Origin of the sequence: Streptomyces sp. NPDC012769, assembly GCF_042901205.1 — a bacterium.
Taxonomy (GTDB): Bacteria; Actinomycetota; Actinomycetes; order Streptomycetales; family Streptomycetaceae; genus Streptomyces.
Genome location: NZ_JBIBCP010000001.1, coordinates 201,702 through 227,332, shown reverse-complemented (window position 1 = coordinate 227,332; position 25,631 = coordinate 201,702). Strand labels below are relative to the sequence as shown.

The following is a 25,631-nucleotide window of genomic DNA, read 5'->3' as shown; positions in this document are numbered from 1 at the left end:
CGTATCAACGTCGCCCGCGCAACCGCCCGAGCAGCCTGCCCGCCTGGGCGCGCTTGCGCGGATCGGCGGCGGCACGCCGGGCCGACGCGACAGCGCGCCGGCCTTGCGGGCTGCGGGCGAACTCCTTGAGACGCGTGATCAGTCCTGACATGCGATCCTCCCTGGGTCGTATGGGTGAGAACCGCCTACCCGCCCGCGCCCCGCCGATGCCCACCGCGCGCACCGCGCCCTCCGCGCCTCCGTCGCGCCCCGCACGGCTTGACAGAGCGAAGCGTTGTCAGTGGCTACGAGTAAGTTGTGATCGTCCGCTGAAACGTCGCGGGCACCGCGGCGGGGCGCGCGCCGCGAGATGACGCACAGCCGGGGGAGCGCACCATGAGTTCGAGTTCGATCATCACGTGGCAGGCAGTCGGGGGCTACGAGCTGGCGGTCGACGCCTGGACAGGGCCCAGACCTGTGCTCCGCTGCCGCACCGCTGCGGGGCGTGAGCTGAAGAAGCTCCCGGTCGCGCTCAGGGACGAGCCGTTGGTGCGGGAGCTCTCGGCGCTGGCCGACTGGATCGGCGACCACACCGCCCAGACGCTGACGACCGTCGAACGCTGGATGACGCAATCCCTGCCGGTGCCTGCCGCGTTGATCCGGCAGGTGTGGCCCGACCCCTGCTGGCGGCGCGCCCTGCGATACGCGGTGGTCGCACCGGTCGCAGCGGGCGCACCAGGTGCACCGGACGTGCGGCGCGCCGGAGTTCTCACCGGCGTCGCGCCGGGCCCGGACGGTGCGCTCCTGGTCACCGGACTCGACGGGGACCGCGAGCTGGACGACACGCTCGTCGTCATCCCGCACCCCGCGCTCCTCGACCCGCGCGGCACGGGGCTGCTCGCCAACTGGCGGAAGCTGCTGCACGCGCTGGACGGAGAGCAGGGGATCGAACAACTGCACCGCGCCGTGTACGTGCGGCCGGACTGTTCACCGGCGCCGGGGGAGTGGGGCGCCCCGCACGGGCTCACCGTCTTCGGCGGAGCCGAGTATCCCTCCGGTGCCCACTTCGAGCGCGTGGTGACCCGCTTCGGCGGGCGGATCGACGGAGAGCAGGCCGGGTTCGCCTTCGGCGACCGGGGCCGGATCTACCGCATGAAGGCCGGTCTGCGCTATCAGGGACCCCTCGCACCGGTCGACATCCGCAACTTCTCGTTCGCCGAATGCGGAGAAGGGCACGGAATCGGGACGTACGACGCCGTGCCGCCGCCCGTCTGGTCCGAAGGGATCAGAGCGATGGCGGCCCTCTACGACGAACGGGACACCGCGGCGAGCGCCGGAGCCGCCTCCCAGCCGGCCGACAGCGCCGACGGCTATCAGTCCTTCCTCGTCGCCTGCGCGCGATACGCCGCACAGGACGCACCGCGAGCGGCGGCGCCCCTGCCACCGAGCCCCGTCGACGAGCGGCGGCTCCTCGACGCGGGCGCCGTGCTGCCCGGTGACCCCAAGGGCCCGGACGAGGAACCGCTGACCGCGCGCCGGTACGCCTCGCCGCTTCTGACGGACGACGGCGACCGCTTCGTCCGGCTGCTCGTACGGCGGACGGTCGAGGCTCAGGACACGGTCGCGCGGACCCTGGGTCTGGAGCCCGACGCCGGCGACCCCGTGCCCGTCGGACGCGCCCCGGTCCGGCCCCTGGACTTCGTGTCCCGGGTCTGTGCCGCCCACCCCGAGCTCGTACGCGAGGCGATGGGCCTGCTCGCCGCGTTGCACAGCTGCGCGAAGACCGCCGGGACGAAGCCCGGCCGCGCCGCGAACCAGCTGCGGACGAATCTGAAGAAGGCGACGGCACCCCACCCCGAGCTCCTGCCCTACGCCCTGGACGAGGGCGCACGGATCGTCGCGGAAGCGGGCAGCCCCGCGATGGCCAGAACGCTCTACACCGAGGCGAGGGCCGCCGAGAAGCGGACGGGGCACATCGACGAGCGGGTCCTGCGGGACATTGTGGCGGAGTTCAGCGCACTGGGCGTCGTCGACCCGACGGCGCTCGCGCGCTACCGAGACGACCGCGCGGCGCGCACCTCGCCGGAGGAGGCACACGAGGCGTACCGGCTCCTGGTGCTCGAATGGTGCCGCGGAAGGAGCGGGCGCGGGAGCGGGAGCGAGGCCGGCTCCACCCCGGACGGCGCCCCCGACGGCCCGAGCCGCGACCTGCCCGCTTCCTTCGCCGTCGAGCTGGCCAAGGGGGTCGGTGGCCGGCCGGCAGCCGACGACGTCAACACCCAGATCTTCCATCTGCTGCTGCGGGGCCGCGCGTTCGAGAAGGCGACGGTGTCCCTCTGGGAGGCGTGGACCGCGCCCCTGGAGCGAGACCTGGCGGAGCACCCCGACACGGCCGGGCTCGTGGCGCACCACATGCCACAGCCGCAGGGATCCTCGGCCGCCGCGAAGACGACGGCCGCGCAGAGGTGGCTCGCCCTGCTGGCGCGCGTCGGCCTCCTGGAGTGGTGCACGGGCGGGCCCGGGCCGGTCTCCGCGGAGTCGGCGAGGCGCGCGGACGCGTGGCTGACGCTGTTCCTCGACCAGTACGCGGGGATGCGGCAGCCCGTCGCGGGCCTGGAGCCGGTGCTGGAGGCGATCGCGACGCGGCTACGGGAAGCGGGGGCGACCCGCGAGCCGCTGCTCGGGCTGCGGACCCGGTCACTGGGAGGTGACTTCTGGGGCGTGGGCGTCGACCTCGCACTGCACGCACTGATGCAGAGGGTCGGCATGCCCTTCGGCGAACCGGGCGCCGACCGGCGGATCTTCGCCCTGCAATGGCTGCAGCGGCAGGGCAGCGGCGAAGGTGTCGAGGCCGTCCTGGCCGACCCCGCGTTCCGGGCGCCGATACGGGCCGAACTGACCGGAGACGTACGGGGCAGCCTCGGATACACGGTCACCCGGCACAGCCTGACGCCGTTCCCGGAGGTCACCCGGCAGGTGGCGGCCCTCCCTCCGCTCCGAGATCTGATGGCCGACATTCTCGACGAGCGGTCACGGCGCCTGAAGGACGGCGGGCCGGGCCTGCTGTTCGCGCTGCAGGACCTCCTGCTCCACGTGGAGCCCTTCGTCGTCGCCGGGGCGCCGCATCCCTTCGACGCGTACGTGCAGGAGGCACTCGCCGTCGACCCGGCCACGCTGCTGGCGGACACCCTGCGCGCCCGCTGTCTCACCCTCGAACACGACGACGACGCGTCAGCCGCCTGCGGCCTGCGCGAGGTGACCGTCGACCACGCCCGCCGACTGCTGCGGTCGACGGACGCGACCCTGCGCAACCGCCACGCGGACATGTTCGCCGTGGAACCGGCCGTCCGCAGGAGCAGATACCTCACGTACCACCTGGGCACCGACTTCGCGTACGGCTTGCTGCCCAAGGTCGAGAGGTGGCTCCCGAAGACCGCCGGCGACGCGTGCAGAACCATGGCGCTGGGAGTCGTCCAGGGAGTCCTGTGGTGCGAGATGTGGCAGGAGACGCTCCGGCGGTACATCCGCTGACCGTCATGCCAAGGCTCCGACAGCGCGGCCTACGCGGGGTCGGGCCGGCTCATGAAACCGCGCTCGGAGAGGGCGGGCAGGCGGTGGCGGTCACGGGTGGTCTCGTCGAAGTCGTCGAGGAAGCCGTGGAGGAGGTCGGCGAGGTGGGCCAGGGAGTCGACCGTGAACAGGACCGGCTGATAGCCGGCGACCTGATACGGGAGGCGGGCCAGCTCGGCGAGGTCGAAGGGCAGCAGTTCGGCTCGGGCGAAGCGCCCCAGCTCACCGGAGGACGACAACAGGGCCGCCCCGTACGCGCGGGGCCCGCGCCGAGTGAGGACGGTGCCGTATTCGAGGGTGAACCAGTAGACGCGGCTGATCAGATCCAGGGCGTCAGCCGACTCCACCCTGGCCGCCGCCCGGCCCACCGTGCGGTACAGGTCGGCGAAGAACGGGTCGGACAGGTGGATGCCGTGTCCGAACACATCGTGCAGGACGTCGGGTTCGGGCGTGTAGAGCGGCATCGAGGGGTGCCGTACGTACTGGACGGCGTGGAAGTATCCGTCGGCCATCGCGCCGAGGAATCGCTTGTTCGGCACGATCCCGCCCGCCAGGGTGAACCGGAACCCCGTCAGCGCCTGAAGCCTGTCGGAGATCGTCTCGTGCTGGGGGACGCCGTCGGCGGGGATCGGCGCGCTCTCCCGGGCGCGCAGTACCTCCGGGCAGGCCCACCTGTCCTGCGCCACCAGCAGCGCACCGTACACGGCCCGCCAAGTGGCATGCTCGGCCTCGGTGTAGTGAACTTCGGGCGACGGCTCGCCCACACGGTGGCCCTCCGCCAGGGCGGCGATGTGGTTCCTACGGCGGACGTAGTCCGGATCGGCGAATCCGGGGTGGTCGTCGGCACAGCCGAAACTGGTGCCCGTCGTGTCCAGCGGGGTCAGCCTCATCCAGTCGATCATGACGCCCATCGTGTACCGCCTCCGCCCACAGCGAGCCGACCACACACCGCCCCCGCGCCCGGTCACCCACACCAGTGATCCCCCCACTGGAAGATCGAGCGAGGGCGACCCTCACGATCGGGTCCGGCTCGCCCACCGCGCCGAACCACCCGCTCGGGTTAAATCCGTGGGCTAAATAGCAGGCTAAAAATGAGCTAGGGTCCAGGGTTGAGGAGGGTGGCATGGCAACTCAGGACGAGCTGTTCGCATCGGTGGACGCGCTGCTGGAGGAAGCACCGCAGCTTCCGCTCCCGGCGGAGCGCGCCCGGCTCCGCGAAGAAGCCGGCATCACGCAAGCCCGCCTGGCCGCTGCCCTGAAGACGACACCGCAGACAGTCAAGAACTGGGAGAACGGCCGTTCCGAGCCGCGGGAACCGCGCCTGTCGGCGTACCGGAGGCTGCTGGAAGGGTGGGCGGCCAAGTATCCCAAGCCGGTCCCCGCTCCGGCGGCAGCTCCCGGTCCGGCGGCCCAGGCCGCGTCCCACGCCGGAGACGCGGACATCACCCTGCTTCCGACGCCGACGCCGACGCCGGCCGCCGCAGCGGCCTTGCCCACACGCCCCTCCGCGCCGGCCGAGCCCTCCCGACGGAGCGCCGAGCCCTCCCGACGGACGACCGAGCCGTCTCCGCTCTCCGAGACCTCCCCACCCGAGGTGGCCCCCGCCCCGGCGAAGGCCCCCACCGCTCCCCAGCGTCCCTCCCGCCCGGCGGCGACGAGGACTCCGCCCGCCCCGCTCTACCCCCGGTTCCCCAGCGGGCCGCTCGCCGTCCTCGACGGCGACGGCACCGCGTACGGCGTCGGCGGGATCGTGCTCGACTGCCCGGCGACCACGATCGTGGGGCTCGTGGAGTGGACCCTGCGCGAGTCCGGTCTCGGTGCGCCGAAGCTCCACCGCTACGGCAAGGACTTCGACCCCCTGATCGTGCTGACCACCGCGGCGGCCGTGAAACTCGGTCTGCCCGAGCGCCTGGAGGACCGCCGGAACCTGCGCCTGGCGGAGGACCACCCGGTCGTGAAACAGGTGCTCAAGGCGCGCTGGCAGCTCACGCAACGCGGCTTCGGCCCGTGGGCGCGGATCTACCGCAAGGCCCAGGGACGCGAACGGCAGTGCGTGCAGCTCGCGATCCTGCCCTGGGACGCCCTGGACTCCCGCTCCTGGCCCGGGGTCACGGAGGAGGAGATGGAGCCGGCCGACATCGCCCACGTCCTCGGCGTCTACGCCCAACGGGTCACCACCCCGCGCGGCTCCACGGCCGTGTCCGGGCTGGAGCTGATGACCGCCCTGCGCCCACCGACCCGCCCGATGCGCGACGAGGAGACCGGCAACTGGATCAGCGGTCACAACCCCGGCAGCCTCGGTACGGAACCGATGGACCCGGCACCGCCGGAGGGTCAGCCCGAGCACCCTGCGATCTACCACTCCGGCTGGAAGGGCGGCTTCCTCCACGAGGAGGCGTACCAGTGGGTGCGCCCCCTGGACACCCTCACCGGCGAGGAGTGCATGCTTCCGTACGCGGTCGGCCTTGACCTGAACACCGCCTTCCTCGCTGCCGCCGCTCGCCTGGTCGTCGGCCTGTCCGCCCCCGACCACTTCCACGCGCCGAAGTTCAATCCGAAGATCCCCGGATGCTGGCTGGCGGACCTCTCCCACATCGAGCTCGACCCGCGTCTGCCGTCGCCGTTCACCCCGACCGGCGACCGCCCGACGGGCCCGGCCTGGTACCAGACGCACACCCTCGCCTACGCTCCAGGAGCTCGGCCACAACGTCGAGATCCTGGAGGCGTACCTGCGCCGCGAGACGGGCGCGTACCTCGACCCGTGGCACGACCGGCTCAAGACCGCCTACGTCGACACCCTCGCCGACCTCGGCGTCACCAAGGACCTCTCCGACGCCGAGTTCCTCGCGGCGATGGAGGTCCACAAGCAGGTCGACCCCGCGATGGCGGCCGTCCTCGCCGCGATCAAGGCCACGATCAAGGGCGGCATCGGCAAGCTGTTCGAGAACCCGCAGGGCAAGGGCTACAAGGGCGGCGACCCGTGGCCGGCCATGCAGCGCCCCACCTGGCGCCCCGACATCCGCGCCGCGGTCATCTCCAAGGCCCGGGTCAACATGCACCGCAAGCTGCTCAACATGTCCCGGATGACGGGCCTGTACCCGCTCGCCGTGCTCTCCGACTGCGTCGTCTACCCCTCGCCGGGCCCCAGCCCCCTGGACTTCCTGCCCTACGCGGCCTCCGGCAAGCCGCAGCCCGGCGCCTTCCGCCTCGGCCCCACCCCCGGTCTGGCCAAGCTGGAAGGCGTCCAGTCCATGGCGTGGGCGGTCGACCTGATGGAACAGGGCTACAACCCCGCCCGGCACATCAAGGGCGGCGACGCCGTCCTCGACGAGGGCGAGTAGGTCCGTGGCCACCAGCCCTCCGTGCCCCGTCGGCCCACCGCGGCGGAAGGATCAGCACCCGAGACGCGGGTGCTGTTTCCGCCCGGTCGGGTCTCACGATCATGACTTCGCCCGTACGTCCGGAGGGAGCTGACACCGTGGCGGGAGAGATCGACGACGCCCTGGAGCGCGCCGACCAGGAGCACTTCACCAAAGCGCCGCCCAAGGGGCTCCGGGCGCGGATCACCTACCTGCTCAAGCAGCTGGGCTCGGCGAAGGCGGTGGCCGAGGAGATCGGGGTCACCGCCGACTCCGTCAACCGCTACCGCCGCGGCGCCCGCAAGAACCCGCCCGAGGACGTCGCCGCGCGGATCGACGCGGCCGTCCGCGCCCGCTGGCAGCCCCAGGTCCGCCGTCGCCGCCGGCAGCAGGCCGCCACGAGCACCGGCATCACGATCGAGACCCGTGCCCGCTTCGGCTACACCGCCCCGGTCGGATCCACCGACGACGGCCGTTTCCGCCGTCTCACCGTCCGCCTCCCCGCCTCCTACGCCCAGCGCCTGTTCGACGCCCGCCAGGAAGGCGCCGACGACCGGACACTGCGGGACATCGTTGCCGAGGGATTCAAAGAGACGTATTTCCAGGACAACGGATCCCGCGCGCTGGGACTGTCCGAAGTGGCCCTGACCGACATCGACTATCTCGACGTCGAGTTCTGACATCGTCACGCGGCGACGCGCTGTCCGGGCGGACGTGTCCCCGAGATCGGTCAACTGCCGATCATGGTGGGGCCCGCCGAGCCATCATGGGGTGACGTCTCAGGCACGAAGGGTTGCTCATTGTGCTGATCTACGCTTTTCGCGATGCCCACGGCACCTGGTACGGCGATCCCGACGCCGTCATCCTCGACAGCGCGCCGGGTCGCGGCGCCTTGACCCTCCCGCCCACCGCGCCAGGCGAGGACCCCGGCCTGTTCGACGGTCGGCGGATCGAGGTTCTCTACGCCGAGTGTGATCTGGAGGGGAGCCAGACGAGCTACCGACTCGACGACGGCGGCTCTTTCCCGGCTACCTGGCATGTCCACGAATTACTTTCCGCCGCCTACCGGTCCACCCGCGACCCCGCCCCCGCCCCTACCCCCACCTCCAAGACCTCCGCTGCCGTACGGGAAAGACCGACGGTGAAGTCCGAGATCAGCACCTCGCGCCGCCGCTACAGCCTGCGCGCCGAGGTCCTGGCAGAGGGCCGCGTCGAAGTCACTGTCGTCATCTCCACCCCCGATGGGGTGATCGAGGGGGAACTCACCGGAGAAATGGACGCGTCCGACCTCCACGAGGTCGGACGCCTGATCGCCTCCGCTCCCGTCGCCTCTGCTCCCCTCGCCTCCGCCGGGGAGCCCACATCGACCCCAGCTTCTTCCACACCTCGGAAAGCCACCCGCCCTGGCCAGGCATGGACCCCTGAGGCGACCGCCTACCTCCAAGAGCACTACGGCGCAGGCAAGAGCCCGCGGCAGCTGGCCGAGGAACTCGACCGCAGCGAGAACTCCATCCGCTGGAAGTTGTACGGCCTCAGACTCGCGCCCTACCCCGGCGACCTCGTGCCCGAGCCGCGCCCTGCCGCCGAGCCCGGAGCCCCCAGGGCGTACTCCGTGGAGGAGAAGCGGCGCCTGCACCCCAACGCGTACAAGCCCTGGGAGCCGGAAGACGACCAACGGCTTGCCGAGCGCTCCGCCGACGGCGCGTCCCTCGCCGAGCTGTCGCAGGAGTTCGGCCGTAACGAAGGCGCCATCGCCTCAAGGTTGTTGAAGATCCAGGCGCGGGGACCGGCCGTCGATGATGCCCGGGAGTACGGCGGATAGGTGCCGAGCGCGGCGAGCGTGGGGTGGGCGGTCGGCGGTCGGCGGTCGGCAGGCGACGGCGGTGCGTCGCGGAACCGGGACGCGATCGCGGGACCGTCCGCGGGGAAGCGCCGGGCGAAGAGGCTGCTTCCCGCGAGGAGGGAGGCGTCAGCCGCGCCGTCCCGGGCATACGCATGACCTGCGGACTCACCGGGTCCGGGTCCCGGTCCGGGTGGGTCGGGCAGGCGTCATCGTGTCGTACAGGAGCTTTCATGCGCACCGTAGGAGTCGAAGAGGAACTGCTGCTCGTCAGCGCCACGACGGGCGAACCGCTCGCTGTGGCGCCGGCGGTGCTGGCGGCGGAGGCGGTCAGCGGTGACGGGGAGGAACAGGGCGCGTTCGAGAAGGAGCTGCATCAGGAGCAGCTGGAGTTCGCCACCCGCCCCCTGAGCGACATGCGCGAACTGCGTGACGAGATCGTGCGCCTGCGCGGGGCCGCCGCGCGGCACGCCGCCGGGGCAGGCGCCAAGGTCGCGGCCCTGGCGACCTCGCCGTTGCCGGTGGAGCCGTCACGGAACCTCGGCCGCCGCTACCGGTGGATGGCGGAGCAGTTCGCCCTCACCACGCAGGAGCAGCTCACCTGCGGCTGCCACGTCCACGTGTCCGTGGAGTCCGACGAGGAGGGCGTCGCCGTCCTGGACCGGATCGAGCCCTGGCTGTACCTGCTGAACGCCATCAGCGGCAACTCGCCGTTCTGGGAGGGCCAGGACAGCGGCTACAGCAGCTACCGCAGCCGTGTCTGGAACCGGTGGCCTTCCGCCGGGCCGTACGAGGCGTTCGGCAGCGCGGACGGTTACCACGAGCGGGTGCGCGACATGCTGGCGACCGGGGTCCTGCGCGACCCCGGGATGGTCTACTTCGACGCCCGGCTCTCGCACAACTTCCCGACCGTGGAGATCCGCGTCGCCGACGTATGCCTGGAGGCGGACACCACCGTACTGGTGGCGACTCTGGCCCGGGGGCTCGTGGAGACCGCCGCCCGTTCCTGGCGCGACGGCGAACCGGCCGCCCGGATCCCGGCCGGACTGCTACGGCTGGCGTCGTGGCGGGCCGCTCGTTCCGGAGTCCAGGGGCCGCTCCTCGATCCCCGCACCCTGCGCGAGACGCCCGCCGAAGCGGCCATGGAGGCGCTGCTGGAGCACACCGACGAGGCCCTGCGCGACTGCGGAGACCGAGACGGAGCCCACCGTGCCCTGGCCGCCCTTCTCGCCCGCGGCGGCGGGGCCCAGCGTCAGCGCGAGCTCCACCGCGGCGGATGCGACCTGGGCGAGGTCGTACGGGAGTGCGTGCGGATCACGGCCGGCGACGCCACCTGACCGCATCGGGCCCCACACCGTCGGGCCGAAGCCCCGGAGCGATAGCCCCGGGGCTCGTCCTGGGAGGTGACGTCAGGACGATGACGTGGGGCGGCGAGGCGGGGGCACGGCCCGCAGCAGCTCCCACAGCGGCCGTGACCCGCTCGCCCACTCACCCAGGACGGCGCGGTCGACCAGGTGCAGCCGCTGGGAGCGGGCGAAGTCGAGTGCCGGTCTGGTGAACCTGCCGTTCGTGACGAGCACGACGACGTCGCCCTTGTGCACGGGGCGCCCGGTGCCGTTGAGGACCTGTAGATCCGGGCTGCCGACCGCGGCCCCGGACAGGCCGGCCCGCCGGTGCTTGCACTGGATCACCCACCGCCGCCCGTACGGGTCGGTCGCCGTCACGTCCGCGCCGTTGTCCCCGGCACCGCCGACCTGGACCGCGTCCACGCACCCGTCCCGCCGCATCAGGTCCCGCACCGCGTGCTCGAACTGCCGGTGGTGCAACGCGTCCAGCTGTGTGAGCGCGTAGCGCAGCCCCTGGGCTCGCACCCGCTCCCCCTGCGCGGCGCGCCGCCGCGAGACCTGCCAGGCCACCACCACCCCGCAGACGAGCAGCACCAGGACCACCGGCACCCACGGATACGCGCGCACGAAGTCCACCACCGCCGCGAGCACAGCCGCCGCGACGACCAGGCCGCCGACGGCGAGGAGGAACCGTTCGGTGCCGTCGGCCTTCCGCGACCGCCGCCGGGCCGGTCGGCGGCTCACCGCCCGCCCCCGGTCCGGTCCCACTTGATCGGGTACGACACGGTGGGCACCGGACGAGGTGCGGTCTCCTTCCACCCCGGCCAGCGGATCGGGTACGACACCGACGGAGACGGAGCAGGCCGCGGGGTCGGCTGCTCCCATCCCGGCCACTTGATCGGGTAGGTCACCGCCGACGAAAAACGTGGCGCGGGTAACCGCTCCGCACCTGCTCCCGCGCCGTCTGATGACGTGCCCGAGCCGCCGAAGACGAACACGGCGGCCACGATGCCGATGGCGAACGCGGTCTCCCGGCTCGTCCCGGCCGGCGCCCGCCAGTGCGGTCGGACCACTGTCCCGTCCTGCTTGGTGTACCCCTTCACGAACGGCAAGGCCGAAGCCCCCTCCCTCTGGTCGGTCGCGCGATCTCCCGCGCAACCGACCAATGTAGGGCTCCCCACTGACAGTGCGGCACCGTCACCGCCACTGCCCGGACGGCAGGCCGAGGTAACCCGAGGCAGCCCGAGGCGGCGCGAGGCGGCTCGGCAGTGGCCATGGCAATGGCAATGGTTTGCCGGTGGCTCCGGCGGCCGGACAGTCGACGCGCCGGTACGGCCGGGTGCCCCCGCGCGGCTGCATGAACGGAGGATCCGTGACACGGTAGGAGATCCACCCCCGGCGAGAGGGGCAGGTCATGGCTGTAGTACCTACGAAGCGACTTCCGAAGTGCTCACGCTGCCAGGGCGACCTCATCGCCAGCGCTGTGGCGCCACAGGACGATGCACACGGACGGCCTATCCACATGGAGCTCTGTCCCTCCTGCGACAGGGGCGATCCGGACCGGCCCGCCGCCGGGATCCTGCTGCAGTTCTTCGCCGACGGCGGCGGCCACGACGACAGCCGCATCCAGGAAGCCGCGTTCCTCCTGGAGCAGTGGACCGAGGAATGCCTGGCACGCGCCTGATCCGGCCGCCGACCCGGCTTTTCCTTCCCCGGTCACGCAGGGCTCAGGCCTGGGCGAGGTGAATGACGCGCCTGCTGATGGCGGTGCCGCCTGCGGAACGGGATCCGCAGGCGGCACACCAGCCACCGGCCACCAGCCGTCGCCGCCGTCCACGACTCGGGGGGTTGTCCGTGGACGGCGGCGTTGATGCCCGTCTGCCCGAGGGAGCGGACTCCACACCTCGTCCGTCCGGGTGAAATCGGATGTGCATGGTGGCCGGGTTCGGGGGCAGATGAGGGTGGAGCGCATGGGGCTGCTCAACCTCGGGCCCTGCGGCCTCCCCCGCCCGCAGGGCCCGTAGGGGTGGATCGCCGGCCCGCACCGTGGTGGGTGCGGGCCGGTCACCCGTGCGGCTGCGAGGCGCCGCCCCCCGCTTGCCCGTGCGAAGTGACCGTCGGGCGTCGACCCGCGCCTCCGTCCGGGAGCGGGCGCCACCGGAGTCGCTTCGGCTGACGCTCCGTGTGGTCGCAGCCCTGCCCTCGATGCCCCCAGGTGACCAGCCCTCTGACCAGCCGGTGGATCACCCATGCCGGTTGAGTACGCGTGCTCAGGCGCGCCGCCCCGGTCCGCTCGTAGCGTCCACGACATGTACATAGACCACGCTGCCCGCGGCCCCATGCGCCGGGCGGGCATCACTGCGGTGGCCTCCAGCCTGCCCGAGCGCGAAGTGACGTCGCGGCAGCTGCAGGAGCGGATCACCGCGGCCTCCGGGCTCTCCCTGCCGGCGCGGATGCTCGAACGGGTCACCGGCATCGCCTCGCGCCGGGCGGTGGGGGAGGGCGAGTACGCCTCCACGCTCGCGGTGCGGGCCGCCCGCACCGCGCTGGAGCGGGCCGGACTCACCCCGTACGACGTGGACCTGCTCGTGTTCGCCTCCGCCACCCGGGATGTCGTCGAACCGGCGACCGCGCACATCGTCCAGGCCGAACTCGGCTCCCGGGCGCACGCGTTGGACGTGACCAACGCGTGCAACAGCTTCGTCAACGGCATCGACACGGCACGCGCGATGATCCTCGCCGGCCGCGCCCGCCGGGCCCTGGTCGTCACCGGCGAGACCCCGAGCCGCGCGGTGCGATACGAGCCGTCCGGCCCGGAGCAACTCCGGGACGGGTTCGCCGGCTACACCTTCGGCGACGCGGGAGCGGCGGTCGTCCTGGAGGCGGTGGAACAGGGCGGCATCCTCGACGTGGACACCGAGACGCACTCCGAACACTGGCCGGTCGGAGGCATCTTCGGCGGTGGCTCGCGCCATCCGCGCGGCGACGAGCACACGTACTTCCACGGCGACGGCGGCGAGCTGCGCGAGGTGTTCGAGAAGGTCGGCACGTCGGTGCTCGACCGGATGCGGCAGCGCACCGGCCTGGCGTGGCACGACTTCCGGCACATCCTTGTCCACCAGGTCACCGTGCCCTACCTGGAGCGGTTCGTGGAGCTCACCGGCGTCCCCCGGGACCGGCTCGTCGTCACGGTCCCCGAGCTCGGCAACATGGCCAGTGCCACGCTCGGTGTCCAACTCGACCGGGTGCACGAGGGGTTGCGCTCCGGCGACCGGGTCCTGTTCGTGGGCCTCGGCGGCGGCGTGAGCATCATGACGATGGTGTGGGAGAAGGCATGAGCGCGCTGTGGGTGGTCGTGCCTGCCCATCAGGAGGCCGCACGCATCGGCGCCACGCTGGACGCGCTGGCGGCCCAGCGCGACCGCGACTTCACCCTCGTCGTCGTGGACAACGCCTCCACCGACGGCACCGCCGCGATCGCGCACGACTTCGCCCGCCGCGCGCCCTTCCCGGTCCATGTCCTCAGCGAGCCGGAGAAGGGCGTGGGCTGCGCCGTGGACACCGGCTTCCGGTACGCGATCCGCAACGGCGCGACCTGGCTGGCCCGCACCGACGCCGACTGTCTGCCCCGCCCCGGCTGGACGGGCGGCGCCCGCGACGCCCTGCACCGCGGCGCCGGCCTGGTCTGCGGGCGCATCGACGCACGCCGCGACGAGCACGGACCGCTCGGCCGGGCCGCCTTCCGCGCCCTGGTCAGGATCGCCGCGTTCTTCGGCCGGATACGTCCCGCCCACCACCGCCGCCACGGCTACCTCACCCCCTATCGGATGCACGCCGGCAACAACATGGCCATCACCGCGGCCCTGTACGAGGCCGTCGACGGCATGCCGCGCCGCCCGTCGCCCACCGACCGGCTCTTCCTCAACCGGGTACGCCGCCACACCACCGCCATCGTCCACGCCCGCGACATGGTCGTGGAGAACTCCACCCGGCGGCTGCGCGCGTACGGCATCGTCGGCACCGCCCGCTGGTACCTGGACAAGGGCCCCGGCCCCCAAGGGGAGGACCCGCGCTGATGCTCGACACACTCGCCCACGCCCTGCGCACCCGTCCCGACCAGCCCGCCGTCCTCGGCACCACCCGCACCGGAGCCGTACGCGTCAAGGCCACCAACGGGGACCTGGCCGCTCTCGCCGACCGCTACACCGCCGCCCTCCACCATCGGGGCATCGGGCGGGGCTCCACCATCGGCGTCGCCGTACGGCCCGGGCCCCGAGCGCTCGCCGTGATGCTCGCCGTGCACCGGCTCGGCGCACGGGCCGCCGTCCTCGACCCCGGCGCCGGACCGGACGTGCTGCGCGCCCGGCTCGCCCTGGCCCGCCCGGACGTCGTCCTCGCCGACGCCACCGCCCAGGCCGTCGCCGGCTGGGCCCGGCCGCTCGCCAAGCGGGCTCGCCTGGCCCTTCCGGACCTCGCCGAACTCGGCCCGGTCGTCACGGTCGGGCCCCGACTGCCCGGCTGCGCCCCCGCCCTGGACTCCGGCACCGCCCGCGCCACGGGCCTGCCGGGGCCGGTGGACGAGGACGGCGACGCGGTCATCGTGTTCACCTCGGGTACGACCTCGCGGCCCAGGGCGGTGGTGCACACCCGCTCCTCGCTCGCCGCCGGCATGGCCACGGTGGCCGGCCTCGTCCGGCCCGAGGCCAGGCGGCCCGTCCTCGGCGGCACCTTCTTCGTCCTCCTGCCGTCGCTCGCGAGCGGCGCACCGGTCGCGCTGCCCGCCCGCTCCCCGCGCGTCCTGGCCCGGCAGCTCCGCCGGCTCGCCCCGCAGGCCACCTATCTGACACCGCCACAGCTGCGGCGGCTGATGGCCGAGGGCGGCCGGTTCACGGGGCGGGTGTGGACGGGGTCGGCCCCGGCGAGCGCCGACCTGCTCACCCGCGTCAAGCGGGCGGGCGCGGACGAGGCCTGGGGTGTCTACGCGCTGACCGAGCTGTTCCCCGCCGCGGCCGTCGAACAGGCCGACAAGGCAGCGTTCACCGGCGACGGCGATCTGGTGGGCACGCCCCTGCCGGGGGTGACGGCCAAGACGGACGCGTCCGGCGAGCTGCTGCTGTCCGGACCCGCCGCCCGCCACCGCTACCTCGGCGAGGAACCGGACCCGTGGGTCGCCACCGGCGACCGTGCGCACCTCGACGGCAGCGGCCGGATCGTCCTCGAGGGCCGCGCCAAGGACATGGTGCTGCGGTACGCGGAGAACATCTACCCGGGCCTGTACGAACCCTCGCTGCACGTGCCGGGCGTCGAACTCGCCCTGCTCGTCGGCGTACCCGCCGGTGACGGCGACGAGCGGCTCGTGGCCGTCGTGCAGCCGCGCCAGGGGGCCGACCGTGCCACGCTGCGGTCCGCGCTGGCCGGTCCGCTGGACCGCATGGGCTCCGCCCGACCGGACACGGTCCTGCTGGCCGACATCCCGCTGGCCGGGCGCTCCCTGAAGCCGGACCGCGCCGCCACCGCCCGCCTGGCCGCCGCCCGCCTCGCGGGGCGTGGCGCGGAACGGGGGCGGGGGTGACGGCGCCGGGCGGTGCGCCGCCGTGGGGCGGAGTGCCGCCACGGACCGGATTGCCGGCGTACGGCGAGGAGAGGAGCCCCGGCCTGGCCGTCGGAGCGCTGACCGGCGTCCGCCTCCGGCCTGAGCGGGCGCAGGCCATCGCCGCCGCGGACACCCGCTTCCCGCACGCCCTCGGGCGCCGCGCTCCCGATGCGCTGTGCCCCGCGCACGACTTCGCCCCCACGGCCTCGCGGCGGCTGCGGCCCGGCCCATGTGACACCAGCCGGACGCCGCTGCGACGCGAGGACCGCAGCGAGGGCCACCACTACCGCAGGCGCAACCGCTATCGCCACCGCCCCGCCGACCCGACCGAAGGACACGCCCGTTGACCGACTCCCTCCCTACCCGCCCCACGCCCACCGCGCCGCTCGCGCCCACCACCACGGCGACGGCCCGCGCCCGACGCCGTGACCGGCGCGTGTACACCCGCTCCCACCCCCTGCTGTTCGGCCTGCTCGCCGCCACGCGCCGCCGGGCGGTCACCCGGATCGGCGGGGCGGTGCTGGTGCACGGCACCGAGCCGTACCGGAAGGCCCTCACCCGCGTCCCGCTCGACCGCACCGCGGCCGGGACCACGGGCGGTGCCGCGCGCGAACTCACGGTCGGCGGCGCGCTGTTCGACCAGGAGGGCGCGGGCCATCGCGACGCGCGGCGGGCGGTCGCCGAGGATCTCGGCGCGGCCGGGGTGGAGCGCCTGCGCCCGGTGTGGCAGGACGTCCTGGCCCGCCGCCTCGCCCCGCTCGCCGCCGGGCACACCGTCGACCTCGTACCCCTGGCCCGTGAACTGGCCGGGGCCACCGTCCGGGCGCTCCTCGGCACCGGCGCCGCTCCGGAGCGCATTGCCGAGGCCGCCGCGTGTGCGGCGGCCACCGCCGTACGGGACCATCTGCCGGGCCTCCGGCCACCGGGTGCCGCCCGGGCGGCGGCCGCGGCGGCGGCGCGGCTGGAGGAACTGCTCGCCCCGGCGGAATCCGGCGACCGGGCGGAGCCGGCCCTGCGCGCCATGCTCGCGGTCGCCGCCGTCAACACCACCGTGGCGGCCCTGCCGCGCGCCGCCGCCTGGTGTGCCGACGCGCGGCTGTGGGACCAGGCGGCCGACGACCGGCTGCGGCCCGTCCTGGTCGGCGAGCTGCTGCGGGTGATCGCCCCGTCCCCGCTCCTGCCGCGCGTGGCGGCGGCCGACGCGGAACTGGGCGGCTGCCCGGTACGGGCCGGGGACCGCCTGATCCTGGTGGCGCGGCACGCGGCCCGCGCCCACAGCGACCCGCCGGACGTCCACCGCCCGGCTCCGCCCGGCGAGGCCCAGCTCGTCTTCGGCGCGGGCACCCACGCCTGTCCCGGCGCCCGCCTGGCCCGTGCCCAACTCGACGACCAGCTCGCCGCGTTGGCGCCGCACCGTCCCACCGTCGTACGCGCCCGGGTCGACCGGGGCGCGGCCCTTCCCGGCTGGCGCTCCCTCACCGTACGGGCGACCGGCCACCCAGTCTCACCGGAGGACCGATGACCACGATCGCCGTCACGGGGGCGAGCGGCTTCTGCGGCTCCCACGTCGCCGCCACGGCTGCCGCCCGGGGCGCCGACGTGCTGTGTGTCGGGCGCCGCCCCGGCCCGGTCGGCCGGCACGTCCCCTGGGACGCCGCCCGCGAGGCGCCGGACCTGTCCGGGGCCGACCTGGTCGTGCACTGCGCGGCGGCGGTCGGCGACCCCGTGCCCGGTTCGCGCGCCGAGGCGACGATGCGCGCCGTCAACGTCGACGGCACGGCGCGCCTCATGGAGGCCGCCGCGGGCCGGCCGGTGGTGTGGGTGAGCAGCGCCAGTGTGTACGCGCCCGGGCCCGGGCGCGCGCGCATCGCCGAGGACCATCCGGTGCGCGGGCACCTGAACGCGTACGGCCGCACCAAGGCCGCCGGTGAGGCCCTGGCGCTCGCCGCCGGTGCCGTGGTGCTGCGGCCGCGGGCGGTGTACGGGGCCGGGGACCCGCACCTGGTGCCCCGGCTGCTGTCGCGCGTACGTCGCGGACTGCTCCTGCTGCCGGGGCCCAGCGTGCCCCTGAGTCTGACGGCCGTCGAGAACCTCGCCGACGCCTGCCTCATGGCGGCCGGCTGGCCCCCGGGCGCGTACAACATCGCCGACCCGGCGGCGTACGACCGGGACGAGGCGATCCGGACGGTGCTGCGCGCCCACGGCGTACGGGCACGCGTCGGGCATCTTCCGCTCCCGGCCGCCCGCGCCGCGGCGAGCGCCGCCCAGGCACTGGCCCGGCTGCGCCCGCACACCGAGCCGGCCCTCACCCACTACGCCGTCGACCAACTCGCGCACTCGGTCGTCCTGGACGTCTCCAAGGCCCAGGCGCAGGGATGGAGCGCGAGCCGGGCGCTGCTGGACTACGCGACGGCTACGGCTACGGGGAGGACGCCGGGGATGGCGACCGCGGCTGGCGGCGGGGCCGCATCCGCGGCCGCCTCGCCGTGATGCCGCCGGGGGAGCGCCGCATGCGTACGGGCGGAGTCCGATTGTCAGACCCTCACGCGATGATCAATCCATGACGACTGCCACACCCGCCCTTTCGCTCACCGACCGCGCCGCGTACGACCACGCGGTCGACCAGGCCCTCGCCGCGAGCGCGGCGTACTACGCCGACGGGGACACCGCTCTCGACGACGCCTCCTACGACACCCTCGCCCGCGGCATAGCCGCCTACGAGCAGGCGCATCCCGCCCATGTACGCGCCGACTCTCCCACGGGGAAGGTCGGCGGAGGCGTGGCCCCGGCCGGCGATGTGGCGCACACGGTGCCGATGCTCTCGCTCGACAACGTCTTCGACGCGGAGGGCCTGGTGAAGTGGGACGCTTCCCTGGCCCGGCGGATCGACCATCCCGTGGCGGGCGGCTACGCGGTGGAGCCGAAGCTGGACGGGGCGGCAATGGCGGCGCGCTACCGTGACGGGCGCCTGGTGCAACTGGTGGGCCGGGGGAACGGTACGTACGGTGAGGACCTCAGCCACGCGATCGGCTCGATCGTGGGCCTGCCGACGGAGGTTCCGGGGGGCGCCACCGTGGAGGTCCGGGGTGAGGTCCTGCTGACCCGGGAGCAGTTCGAGCGGGCGAACGAGATCCGCGCCGCGCACCACGCGAAGGTCTTCTCCAACCCGCGCAACGGCACGGCCGGGACGCTGCGGGCCAAGGACCGGCCGTACACCATCGAGACCACGTTCTTCGCGTACGGGGCGGTGGCGTTGGACGGCGTCGACTTCCTCACCGGGACGAGCCACGAGGCGGTCATGGACCAGGTGGCCGCGCTGGGCGTGCAGACCACCTCCGCCACCGACATCGGGCTGCGTGTGTATCCCACGCTGGCGGAGGCGCAGGCCCGCGTCGAGGAGATCCAGCGGCTGCGCCCGGAGCTGCCGTTCGGCATCGACGGGGTGGTCGTCAAGGCCGACGCGCACGCCGAGCAGCGGGCGGCGGGTTCCGGTACCCGTCACCCGCACTGGGCCATCGCCTACAAGCTGCCGCCCGTGGAGGCGCGGACCAGGCTCCTCGCGGTCGAGTGGAACGTCGGCCGCACCGGTCACATCGCCCCGCGCGCCGTGCTGGAACCGGTGGAGGTCGACGGCAGCACCGTCACCTACGCGACGCTGCACAACCCCGCGTTCATCCGCAACTGCGGCCTCAAGGTGGGCGACACCGTCGTGCTCTACAAGGCGGGCGACATCATCCCGCGCGTCGAGGCGCCGGTGGTGGCGCTGCGTACGGGCGAGGAGACCGACATCGTTCTGCCCGAGGTCTGCCCCGGGTGCGGCGGGGACATCGACAAGTCCGGAGAGCGGTGGGAGTGCGCGGGCGGGGCGAGCGGCGGCTGCGGGAAGCTGCCCTCCCTGAAGTACGCCGTGGGCCGCGACCAGCTCGACATCGACGGGCTGGGCCTGACCTACCTGGAGGCGCTCGTCGAGGCCGGTCTGGTCAGCGACGTCGCCGACCTGTTCTTCCTCACCAGGGAACAGCTCGCCGAGGCGACAGGCAGCGACAAGCGCGCCGACTCGCTGCTGGCCCGGCTCGCCGAGGCCAGGCGGCAGCCGCTGAACCGGGTGTTCTGCGCGCTGGGCGTGATACGGACCGGCCGCACGCTCTCGCGGGAGATCGCCCGCCACTTCGGCACGATGGACGCCATCCGGGCCGCCACGCCGGAGGAGCTGGCGGAGGTGAACAAGCTTCCGGCGGCCAACGCCCCGAAGATCGCGGCGCACATCGCCACGCTGGGCCCGGTCATCGACAAGCTGGCCGAGGCCGGTGTGAACATGCTCGAGCCCACCACCGGCGACGCGGACACGGGAAGCAGACCGCTGTCGGGCGAGTCGGTCGTCGTCACGGGCGGCATGCAGGGCCCGCTGGCCGGGCGCAACCGCAACGAGATGAACGAGCTCATCGAGCGCGCCGGCGGAAAGGCCTCCGGCTCGGTGACGAAGAAGACGACCCTCCTCGTCGCGGGCGAGGGCGCCGGTTCCAAACTGGCCAAGGCGGAGCAGCTCGGCACGAGGGTCCTCACCGAGAACGAGTTCGCCGCCCTGATCGCCGACCACTTGGCCTGAACCGTGCCAGTACAACGGTGACTGTCGTCGGTCGCGATCAGTACAGCGGTGTCGGGGGGAAGTGGTGGTCCGGCCAGAAGGGGTCGTGCGGGGGCTGGGGTGGGTTGGCCCGGGCTTGGGCGGCGGCGTTCGCGAGGCGGCTCGGCCACTCGGCCGCCCACATCACGGCGACCGTTCCGACCAGGGGCCAGAAGCCGTCGATGTGCAGGAGTCCTGTGAGCCACACGATGAGCCAGAGCGACAGGGCGTTGACCGACACGAGGATCAGTGAGGCCACTCCCGGCACGGGCAGCGTCAGCGTCAGCTGGAACCGCATATGGAACAGGGCGGCGACGACGGCGAGCGTCAGCCATCGCGTGCCCGTGGCCTCCACGTCGTCCAGCCATGCCACCGCGAGTGCCAGACCCGTGAGGCACAGGAGGAAGCCGGCCAGCGAACGCAGGGCCCCGGGGCGGTGGCGCTTCAGCGGCACGGCGAGGACGAGCAGCAGCACCGTGTCCACGGCGGCGACGACGAGTCCGGCGGTGACCAGGGTCTTGAGCCCACTGCCGAGCTCGACGTCCAGCCCGAGTCCGGCGCCGAGCTCCGCCCCGGCCCACAGCCCGGCGGGCCCCACCACGGTCAGTACGACCGCCGACAGGACCATGCCGAGACCGACGTAGAGGAAGTGCCGGCGCATCGGCGCGAAGAACTCCCAGTCGGAGCTGTTCCAGTCGGGTTCCTCCGCCATGCGCCGCTGATTGCGCGCCACGGCCCGCCCGAGCATCCGCGTGAGCGGCCACGGCACGAGCATGACGACGGCGGTGAACACGGCCGCGAGAACCACCACGGTCCCCGCCCGCTCGCCGCCGGTGCCGCCGACCCGTAACCCGTCCACGACCTCGGAGGCCACCCACACGCCGCCGGTCACGCTCAACAGCTTTCTGAGGACCCGCCCCGTAGTCTTCATGGATCCAGAATCCCGCCCGGCCCTCCGCGGCGGAACCCCAACGGCAGACAGTCGCCGATTCCCCGTCAGCGGAGCCGCGAGACCCGTCGCAGGCGCCGGCCTCGGCAGCGGCCTTCAGGTCGCTCAGCCACGAGTCGAGCCCTTGGGCGAGGAGTTCGATCGCGAGAGGAACGTTCGCGTCGACCTGCTGGCGGGCTGAGCCAGAGGCCGGCGTCGGTCCTCACTCGCCCCGTTCCGGGCGGATGAGGACCGCAACGGGCCGGAGCAAGCCATCGAACGCCGACGGAAAGGTCAGGTGACCGGCTCCGGGCCGGGGCCCGGCGAGGGAAGCGGGCCCGGCTGCGGAAACGGCTCGGGTTCCGGCCGGGGAGCCGGCGGATCCGGCTCAGGCTGCGGCGGCGCCGGCGGAACGGGATCGGGACCCCCTGGTCCGGGGCGCGGTCCCGGACTGGGCCCCGGACCGGGGCCGGGCGCGGGTGACGGCGTGGGGCTGGGAGGAACAGGATCATTCGGCGTAGTCATGCCCCACGGCTACCCGCTACACCCGACGCCAGTCCCCGGCCCCTCCATCCGCTCTCGTCTGCACGCGAACCGCTGATGTGTCTCACGCCTGGGGTCGGCTTCCGCCCCGGGCGGCCAGGCGCCGGAGGAGGCGGACGTACGGCGTCCAGCGGGCCGGACGGGCCACCGTACCCGTGCAGGCCGATTCGGCCCGGTCGAGCGCGTCCTCGAGGCAGCTGTCGTGCAGCGGGCGCCAGGCCAACGGCCAGGTCACGCGGGCGAGGCCGCTGGTGGTCATCGTGAGGGTGTGGTGCAGCCGAGTCCGCTGCGCGTCCACGGGTGCCACGGCGAACTCGTGGAAGCCGTGGAAGCCGCGCGGCCCCGTGAAGTCGAAGCGGATCCAGCGCCCGGGGGCGTATCCGGCGATGGTGTAGCGCACGGGCCCGTGCCCGCCCGCGGCCCCGGGCTCCAGCGGGCGGTCGAACTCCATCGGCCCCCATGTGGCGCCCGGCCACAAGCGGTCGTCCGCCCCGCTCGCGAGTGTGTCGATGAGCGCTCCCACCTCCGCCTCCGTGGCGACCAGCAGGCGCTCGTGCACGTTGTAGACGCCCATGCGTCCTCCCCTCAACAGTATTAGAGGGATCCCTCTAATAAATTGGAGGGTACTCTCTGTTTCATGGCCAGGCCACCCCGCTTCGACACCGACCAGCTTCTCGACGCCGCCGTCCGCCTCGCCGCCGAAGGGGGACCGGTCGCGGTGACCATGGCCGCCGTCGCCCAGGCCGTCGGCGCCCCCAGCGGCTCCGTGTACCACCGCTTCGCCGGCCGCACGGCGCTCCTCGCGGAGGTGTGGCTCCGGACCGTGGAACGGTTCCAGGAGGGGTACTTCGCCGCCCTCGCCGAGGCGTCCGTTCCGGACGCCGAGCGCCGTCCCGGCCCCGAGGCCGCACGTGCGGCGGCTTGCGCGGCCGCCCGTCATGTCGTGGCGTGGAGCCGGGCCCACTCCGACGAGGCGACCCTGCTCCTCTACGGTGCCAAGGACTTCGGGCGACCGGACTGGTCCGAGGAGCACATCCGGCGAGCGGACTCCGGCAACGCCCGCGTGTTCGCGTCGATCGGCACGCTCGCCGCGGACCTGGGCGCCACCGACGACCCCGGACGCGACCGCGTCGTACTCGCCCTGATCGACCTGCCGCTGTCCCTGGTCCGCCGGCACCTACGTGCCGGCGAGCCCCTGCCTCCGCACGCCGAGGACCTCGCCGAGGAGTGCACCGCCGCACTACTCCGCTGAACCCGCGCCGGCCGGCCGCCGGGCGGCGCCCACTGGGGCGCCGTTGCGGTAGGTCCAGAGGCGGTGTGGTGGCTGCCCCCGACGGCTCAAAGCCAGCCGGTTCATCTGTCTTGTGAAGAGATGCCGTAGGGGACATCCAGGTGAAGTACCGGGCCCTTCGCAACCTTCCCCACGCTCCGTGCAGTCGTCTTCCCCAGTGGTACGACGACCAAGGAGGCACTCGTGACTGGGTTTCCGGCTTTCACCACGGGCACCGTGGCACTGCAGGACCTCGACCCCTACCGTTTCCCCGCCGCGCTCGCCGATGAGCGGCCCGGATGGACTCCGCAGCCCGGCGGCGTCGCCGAGTTCGAGGGCGACTACCTTCTGCCGGCCCCCGACCCGGCGAGCCGTCTGTCCGCTCCCCTCGACCCGGCTGACCGCCGCCGACTGGAGCTGCATTCCGCTCTGACCGCCGCGGGGATCGCGCCCCTGCCCGGCGACCTCGACGCCATCGAGGCCCTGTGCAACCTGGACGACACCACCCACGTGGCGCTCCGGCGATGGATCAACCGAGCGATGTGACCCGGCAGGACCGCCGCGCCCCGCACACCGGTTGGTCACCTCGGTGATCAGCCGGTCGCGGTCTCCTGATCCCTCAGCAACCCGGCCGTCAGCGCCCTGCCGAGGGTCTCCCCGGGCCCCGTTGACCCGGCAGGTGCTGTAGCGGCAATGATGCTCGGACGGGGCATGCCGGTGTGCAGAGTGGTCACTGGCCTTGTCCACATCACCGACGTGGGAGGACAGACGTTGACTGGGCACACGGTACGGCTGGGAGCGGTGGATCGGGTCAACGTCCGGGTGAGCCGCCAGCCCGGAGCCACCCTCTTCTCACTCCTCAAGGACGTCTTCGGCGGTCACTCCCACGGAGTCCCGCGGCTGTGGCGCGACGCCGTCCGGCGGGTGCTGTCGCCGGACGCGGCGGCCGTCGTCGGTCCGTTACTGCGCTCACGCGCGTGCTGGATGCCCGACCGCCTCGCGTTGGTCCACGACCTGGGCGCCTCCGACATGAGCGTTCTCCTGGAAGAGCTGGCGGACAGCGATCCGGCGCTTGTGGCCGCCGAAGTGGCGGCCTTCCACTCCGCCGGCTCCACCCCGCCGGAATGGCGGCCACTGCTGGATCACCCGGCCTCGTTCCTGGCCGCCTACCGGTCCGTGGTCGGCGCGGCCTGGGACGCCTTCGCCCCGTTGTGGCGCCAGGCGGACGTCCTCATGGGCCGGGAGATCGAGCGGATCGGTGTGGCCACCGTGACCGGGAGCCTCGACGGTCTGCTCGCCGGTCTCGACGCCGAAGTGAGCTACCGCGGCGGCACCTTGCGGCTTCCCCATCCGTGCCCGACCCACCTGGCCGACCTCGGTGGGCGGCCCCTGGTCCTGGTGCCGTTGGCGTCCGGCTCCAGGGCCGGCATGTACGGAGCGGATCGCGACGACGCCCTGTGGATCGCCTATGCCTTGCCCGGCCTCGGCCGCATCGCCGGGCGCCCCGGCGGGGCGGAGCAGGCGGCCGGGGCGGACGGCCTCTCGCTGGTCCTCGGCTCCGTACGTGCGCAGATCCTGCGGCATGTGCCGCACCGGCCGACCGTCGGCGATCTCGCCCGCCGCCTGCACATCGGCGCCAGCACGATGACGTACCACTGCCAACAGCTCGAGGCCGCCGGACTCCTCCGGCGCGTGCGCCACGGCCGGGAGGTACGGCTCCACCCGACCGAGCGGGGAGCCGCCCTGGCCTACCTGCTCGCCGCGAAACCCGCCGTACGCGAATGAGCCGAGGGCGTGTCCGGCCGGTCACGAAGCAGGCCCCGCGCTGTTACACGGTGCGCGGGCGAAGCCGGTCCCGGGACAGCGAGAGCGACACGTTTCGAGGAAGTTCGAAAAGACTTGTCAACTGTTGGCTGCTGTCCGGAGGATGGGCCCGCCCGCAGCCGACCGGAAACGTGCTGCGGTACACGACGGACATCGTTTCGGGGGAACATCGATGAAGTCTCACCAGCTCATGCGCAGAGCCACGGCCCTCCTGGCCTCCGCCGTGGCGGTTGTCGCGTTCAGCGCCATGGAGGCACAGGCGACGGTGGCGGAGACCTCCCACGGCTGCCCCTCCGGGGCCTTCTGCATCTATCCGGAGAACGCCGGGTGGAACGACGACCGCCCCTCCCACATCTTCTGGTCCGGCCCCTACAACCTCCACAACCAGGTCGGCAAGCACATCGTCTTCAACAACCAGACGGACGGCTGGGTCGTCGACCTGTGCGTCGGTTACAACGGCACCGACTGCCGCTGGTACATGCTCGACGGTGCGGTGTCGAACCTCGACCTCACCATGATCAACTCGGTGGTCCTGCGACCGCGCTAGCCGGTTGCCCTCACGTCGGCACAGGCGGCCCAACGGCCCCACAACCTCGTGCACTTCGGCACCCCGGCCCCTGGCCCCCGGCCCCTGGCCCCTGGCCCCTGGCCCCTGAGGCCCTCGGCGAGAGGCGCGCCACCGCTCCGGCGACAACCCATGGTGAACCCATGGTGGCGCGCCCTCGCACCTCCCAAGACCAACGCTGAAAGGCTGTC

General features: G+C 73.2%; 21 protein-coding genes and 1 pseudogene. 17 read left to right on the top strand and 5 right to left on the bottom strand.

Going from position 1 to position 25,631, the window contains the following annotated elements; translation table 11 throughout:
* Positions 1–4: 4 nt before the first annotated feature.
* A complete protein-coding gene (locus tag ACFY7C_RS01010) occupies positions 5–151 on the bottom strand; it encodes a hypothetical protein (protein WP_389641756.1) in 147 nt (48 codons plus the stop codon).
* Positions 152–375: 224 nt separating this feature from the next.
* Here ACFY7C_RS01010 and ACFY7C_RS01005 point away from each other — a divergent pair, with 224 nt between their 5' ends.
* Positions 376–3,510: a DUF4132 domain-containing protein gene (locus ACFY7C_RS01005; protein ID WP_389641753.1), complete on the top strand. Its 3,135-nt coding sequence runs from the start codon at positions 376–378 to the stop codon at positions 3,508–3,510.
* A 29-nt stretch (positions 3,511–3,539) separates the two neighbouring features.
* On the opposite strand, the gene ACFY7C_RS01000 is transcribed toward ACFY7C_RS01005, so the two are convergent.
* Entirely contained in the window at positions 3,540–4,451 is a 912-nt protein-coding gene (locus tag ACFY7C_RS01000) for a phenylalanine 4-monooxygenase (protein ID WP_389641750.1), read from the bottom strand.
* Between the two features lie 221 nt (positions 4,452–4,672).
* Here ACFY7C_RS01000 and tap point away from each other — a divergent pair.
* From tap to ACFY7C_RS00980, 4 genes and pseudogenes are all read left to right on the top strand, one after another.
* Positions 4,673–6,890: pseudogene (tap, locus tag ACFY7C_RS00995) on the top strand (telomere-associated protein Tap).
* A gap of 137 nt (positions 6,891–7,027) precedes the next feature.
* The gene (tpg, locus tag ACFY7C_RS00990; RefSeq protein ID WP_389641747.1) at positions 7,028–7,588 is read left to right on the top strand and encodes a telomere-protecting terminal protein Tpg; all 561 of its coding nucleotides are present in this window, start codon (positions 7,028–7,030) and stop codon (positions 7,586–7,588) included.
* Between the two features lie 122 nt (positions 7,589–7,710).
* Positions 7,711–8,730: a hypothetical protein gene (locus tag ACFY7C_RS00985; RefSeq protein ID WP_389641744.1), complete on the top strand. Its 1,020-nt coding sequence runs from the start codon at positions 7,711–7,713 to the stop codon at positions 8,728–8,730.
* 251 nt (positions 8,731–8,981) lie between these two features.
* Positions 8,982–10,085, top strand: a complete 1,104-nt coding sequence (locus ACFY7C_RS00980; RefSeq protein WP_389641741.1) for a glutamate--cysteine ligase — start codon at positions 8,982–8,984, stop codon at positions 10,083–10,085.
* A gap of 72 nt (positions 10,086–10,157) precedes the next feature.
* Here ACFY7C_RS00980 and ACFY7C_RS00975 read toward each other — a convergent pair whose 3' ends face one another.
* Positions 10,158–10,838, bottom strand: a complete 681-nt coding sequence (locus tag ACFY7C_RS00975; protein ID WP_389645847.1) for a restriction endonuclease — start codon at positions 10,836–10,838, stop codon at positions 10,158–10,160.
* Between the two features lie 670 nt (positions 10,839–11,508).
* Between ACFY7C_RS00975 and ACFY7C_RS00970 the strand changes: the two genes are divergently transcribed.
* The 8 genes from ACFY7C_RS00970 to ligA all read left to right on the top strand — a co-directional run bounded on the left by ACFY7C_RS00970 (position 11,509) and on the right by ligA (position 20,292).
* Positions 11,509–11,778, top strand: a complete 270-nt coding sequence (locus ACFY7C_RS00970) for a DUF6300 family protein (RefSeq protein WP_389641738.1) — start codon at positions 11,509–11,511, stop codon at positions 11,776–11,778.
* A gap of 625 nt (positions 11,779–12,403) precedes the next feature.
* On the top strand, positions 12,404–13,432 hold the full coding sequence (locus ACFY7C_RS00965) for a 3-oxoacyl-ACP synthase III family protein (protein WP_389641735.1): 1,029 nt from the start codon (positions 12,404–12,406) through the stop codon (positions 13,430–13,432).
* Positions 13,429–14,169 carry a glycosyltransferase family A protein gene (locus ACFY7C_RS00960; RefSeq protein WP_389641731.1) on the top strand — a complete coding sequence of 247 codons (741 nt, stop codon included), beginning with the start codon at positions 13,429–13,431 and terminating at the stop codon, positions 14,167–14,169. The genes ACFY7C_RS00965 and ACFY7C_RS00960 overlap by 4 nt, the downstream gene beginning before the upstream one ends.
* Positions 14,169–15,665, top strand: a complete 1,497-nt coding sequence (locus ACFY7C_RS00955) for a class I adenylate-forming enzyme family protein (protein ID WP_389641728.1) — start codon at positions 14,169–14,171, stop codon at positions 15,663–15,665. The genes ACFY7C_RS00960 and ACFY7C_RS00955 overlap by 1 nt, the downstream gene beginning before the upstream one ends.
* The gene (locus tag ACFY7C_RS00950) at positions 15,662–16,033 is read left to right on the top strand and encodes a hypothetical protein (RefSeq protein ID WP_389641725.1); all 372 of its coding nucleotides are present in this window, start codon (positions 15,662–15,664) and stop codon (positions 16,031–16,033) included. The genes ACFY7C_RS00955 and ACFY7C_RS00950 overlap by 4 nt, the downstream gene beginning before the upstream one ends.
* On the top strand, positions 16,030–17,208 hold the full coding sequence (locus tag ACFY7C_RS00945) for a cytochrome P450 (RefSeq protein ID WP_389641723.1): 1,179 nt from the start codon (positions 16,030–16,032) through the stop codon (positions 17,206–17,208). Before ACFY7C_RS00950 ends, ACFY7C_RS00945 begins: the two co-directional genes overlap by 4 nt.
* Positions 17,205–18,176, top strand: a complete 972-nt coding sequence (locus ACFY7C_RS00940; protein WP_389641720.1) for an NAD-dependent epimerase/dehydratase family protein — start codon at positions 17,205–17,207, stop codon at positions 18,174–18,176. The genes ACFY7C_RS00945 and ACFY7C_RS00940 overlap by 4 nt, the downstream gene beginning before the upstream one ends.
* Before the next feature lie 70 nt (positions 18,177–18,246).
* Positions 18,247–20,292 (top strand): NAD-dependent DNA ligase LigA, encoded by a 2,046-nt coding sequence (gene ligA / locus ACFY7C_RS00935; RefSeq protein ID WP_389641717.1) that lies wholly within the window; start codon positions 18,247–18,249, stop codon positions 20,290–20,292.
* Between the two features lie 37 nt (positions 20,293–20,329).
* On the opposite strand, the gene ACFY7C_RS00930 is transcribed toward ligA, so the two are convergent.
* Entirely contained in the window at positions 20,330–21,241 is a 912-nt protein-coding gene (locus ACFY7C_RS00930; protein ID WP_389641715.1) for a hypothetical protein, read from the bottom strand.
* A gap of 604 nt (positions 21,242–21,845) precedes the next feature.
* Complete coding sequence (locus ACFY7C_RS00925; protein ID WP_389641712.1) at positions 21,846–22,355, bottom strand: SRPBCC family protein; 510 nt, start codon at positions 22,353–22,355, stop codon at positions 21,846–21,848.
* Between the two features lie 63 nt (positions 22,356–22,418).
* Here ACFY7C_RS00925 and ACFY7C_RS00920 point away from each other — a divergent pair, with 63 nt between their 5' ends.
* The 4 genes from ACFY7C_RS00920 to ACFY7C_RS00905 all read left to right on the top strand — a co-directional run bounded on the left by ACFY7C_RS00920 (position 22,419) and on the right by ACFY7C_RS00905 (position 25,422).
* Positions 22,419–23,033, top strand: coding sequence for a TetR/AcrR family transcriptional regulator (locus ACFY7C_RS00920; protein WP_389641709.1), 615 nt, complete (start codon positions 22,419–22,421; stop codon positions 23,031–23,033).
* Between the two features lie 222 nt (positions 23,034–23,255).
* The gene (locus tag ACFY7C_RS00915) at positions 23,256–23,597 is read left to right on the top strand and encodes a hypothetical protein (RefSeq protein ID WP_389641706.1); all 342 of its coding nucleotides are present in this window, start codon (positions 23,256–23,258) and stop codon (positions 23,595–23,597) included.
* Positions 23,598–23,822: 225 nt separating this feature from the next.
* Positions 23,823–24,836 (top strand): MarR family transcriptional regulator, encoded by a 1,014-nt coding sequence (locus ACFY7C_RS00910; protein ID WP_389641704.1) that lies wholly within the window; start codon positions 23,823–23,825, stop codon positions 24,834–24,836.
* Positions 24,837–25,047: 211 nt separating this feature from the next.
* Positions 25,048–25,422 (top strand): hypothetical protein, encoded by a 375-nt coding sequence (locus ACFY7C_RS00905; RefSeq protein WP_389641701.1) that lies wholly within the window; start codon positions 25,048–25,050, stop codon positions 25,420–25,422.
* Positions 25,423–25,631 lie beyond the last annotated feature (209 nt).

Coding starts and splice junctions, on each gene's coding strand:
- ACFY7C_RS01010 (WP_389641756.1), bottom strand. CDS start 151: ATGTCAGGACTGATCACGCGTCTCAAGGAGTTCGCCCGCAGCCCGCAA.
- ACFY7C_RS00980 (WP_389641741.1), top strand. CDS start 8,982: ATGCGCACCGTAGGAGTCGAAGAGGAACTGCTGCTCGTCAGCGCCACG.
- ACFY7C_RS00960 (WP_389641731.1), top strand. CDS start 13,429: ATGAGCGCGCTGTGGGTGGTCGTGCCTGCCCATCAGGAGGCCGCACGC.
- ACFY7C_RS00955 (WP_389641728.1), top strand. CDS start 14,169: ATGCTCGACACACTCGCCCACGCCCTGCGCACCCGTCCCGACCAGCCC.
- ligA (WP_389641717.1), top strand. CDS start 18,247: ATGACGACTGCCACACCCGCCCTTTCGCTCACCGACCGCGCCGCGTAC.
- ACFY7C_RS00965 (WP_389641735.1), top strand. CDS start 12,404: ATGTACATAGACCACGCTGCCCGCGGCCCCATGCGCCGGGCGGGCATC.
- ACFY7C_RS00920 (WP_389641709.1), top strand. CDS start 22,419: ATGGCCAGGCCACCCCGCTTCGACACCGACCAGCTTCTCGACGCCGCC.
- ACFY7C_RS00940 (WP_389641720.1), top strand. CDS start 17,205: ATGACCACGATCGCCGTCACGGGGGCGAGCGGCTTCTGCGGCTCCCAC.
- ACFY7C_RS00925 (WP_389641712.1), bottom strand. CDS start 22,355: ATGGGCGTCTACAACGTGCACGAGCGCCTGCTGGTCGCCACGGAGGCG.
- ACFY7C_RS00930 (WP_389641715.1), bottom strand. CDS start 21,241: ATGAAGACTACGGGGCGGGTCCTCAGAAAGCTGTTGAGCGTGACCGGC.
- ACFY7C_RS00970 (WP_389641738.1), top strand. CDS start 11,509: ATGGCTGTAGTACCTACGAAGCGACTTCCGAAGTGCTCACGCTGCCAG.
- ACFY7C_RS01000 (WP_389641750.1), bottom strand. CDS start 4,451: ATGATCGACTGGATGAGGCTGACCCCGCTGGACACGACGGGCACCAGT.
- ACFY7C_RS00905 (WP_389641701.1), top strand. CDS start 25,048: ATGAAGTCTCACCAGCTCATGCGCAGAGCCACGGCCCTCCTGGCCTCC.
- ACFY7C_RS01005 (WP_389641753.1), top strand. CDS start 376: ATGAGTTCGAGTTCGATCATCACGTGGCAGGCAGTCGGGGGCTACGAG.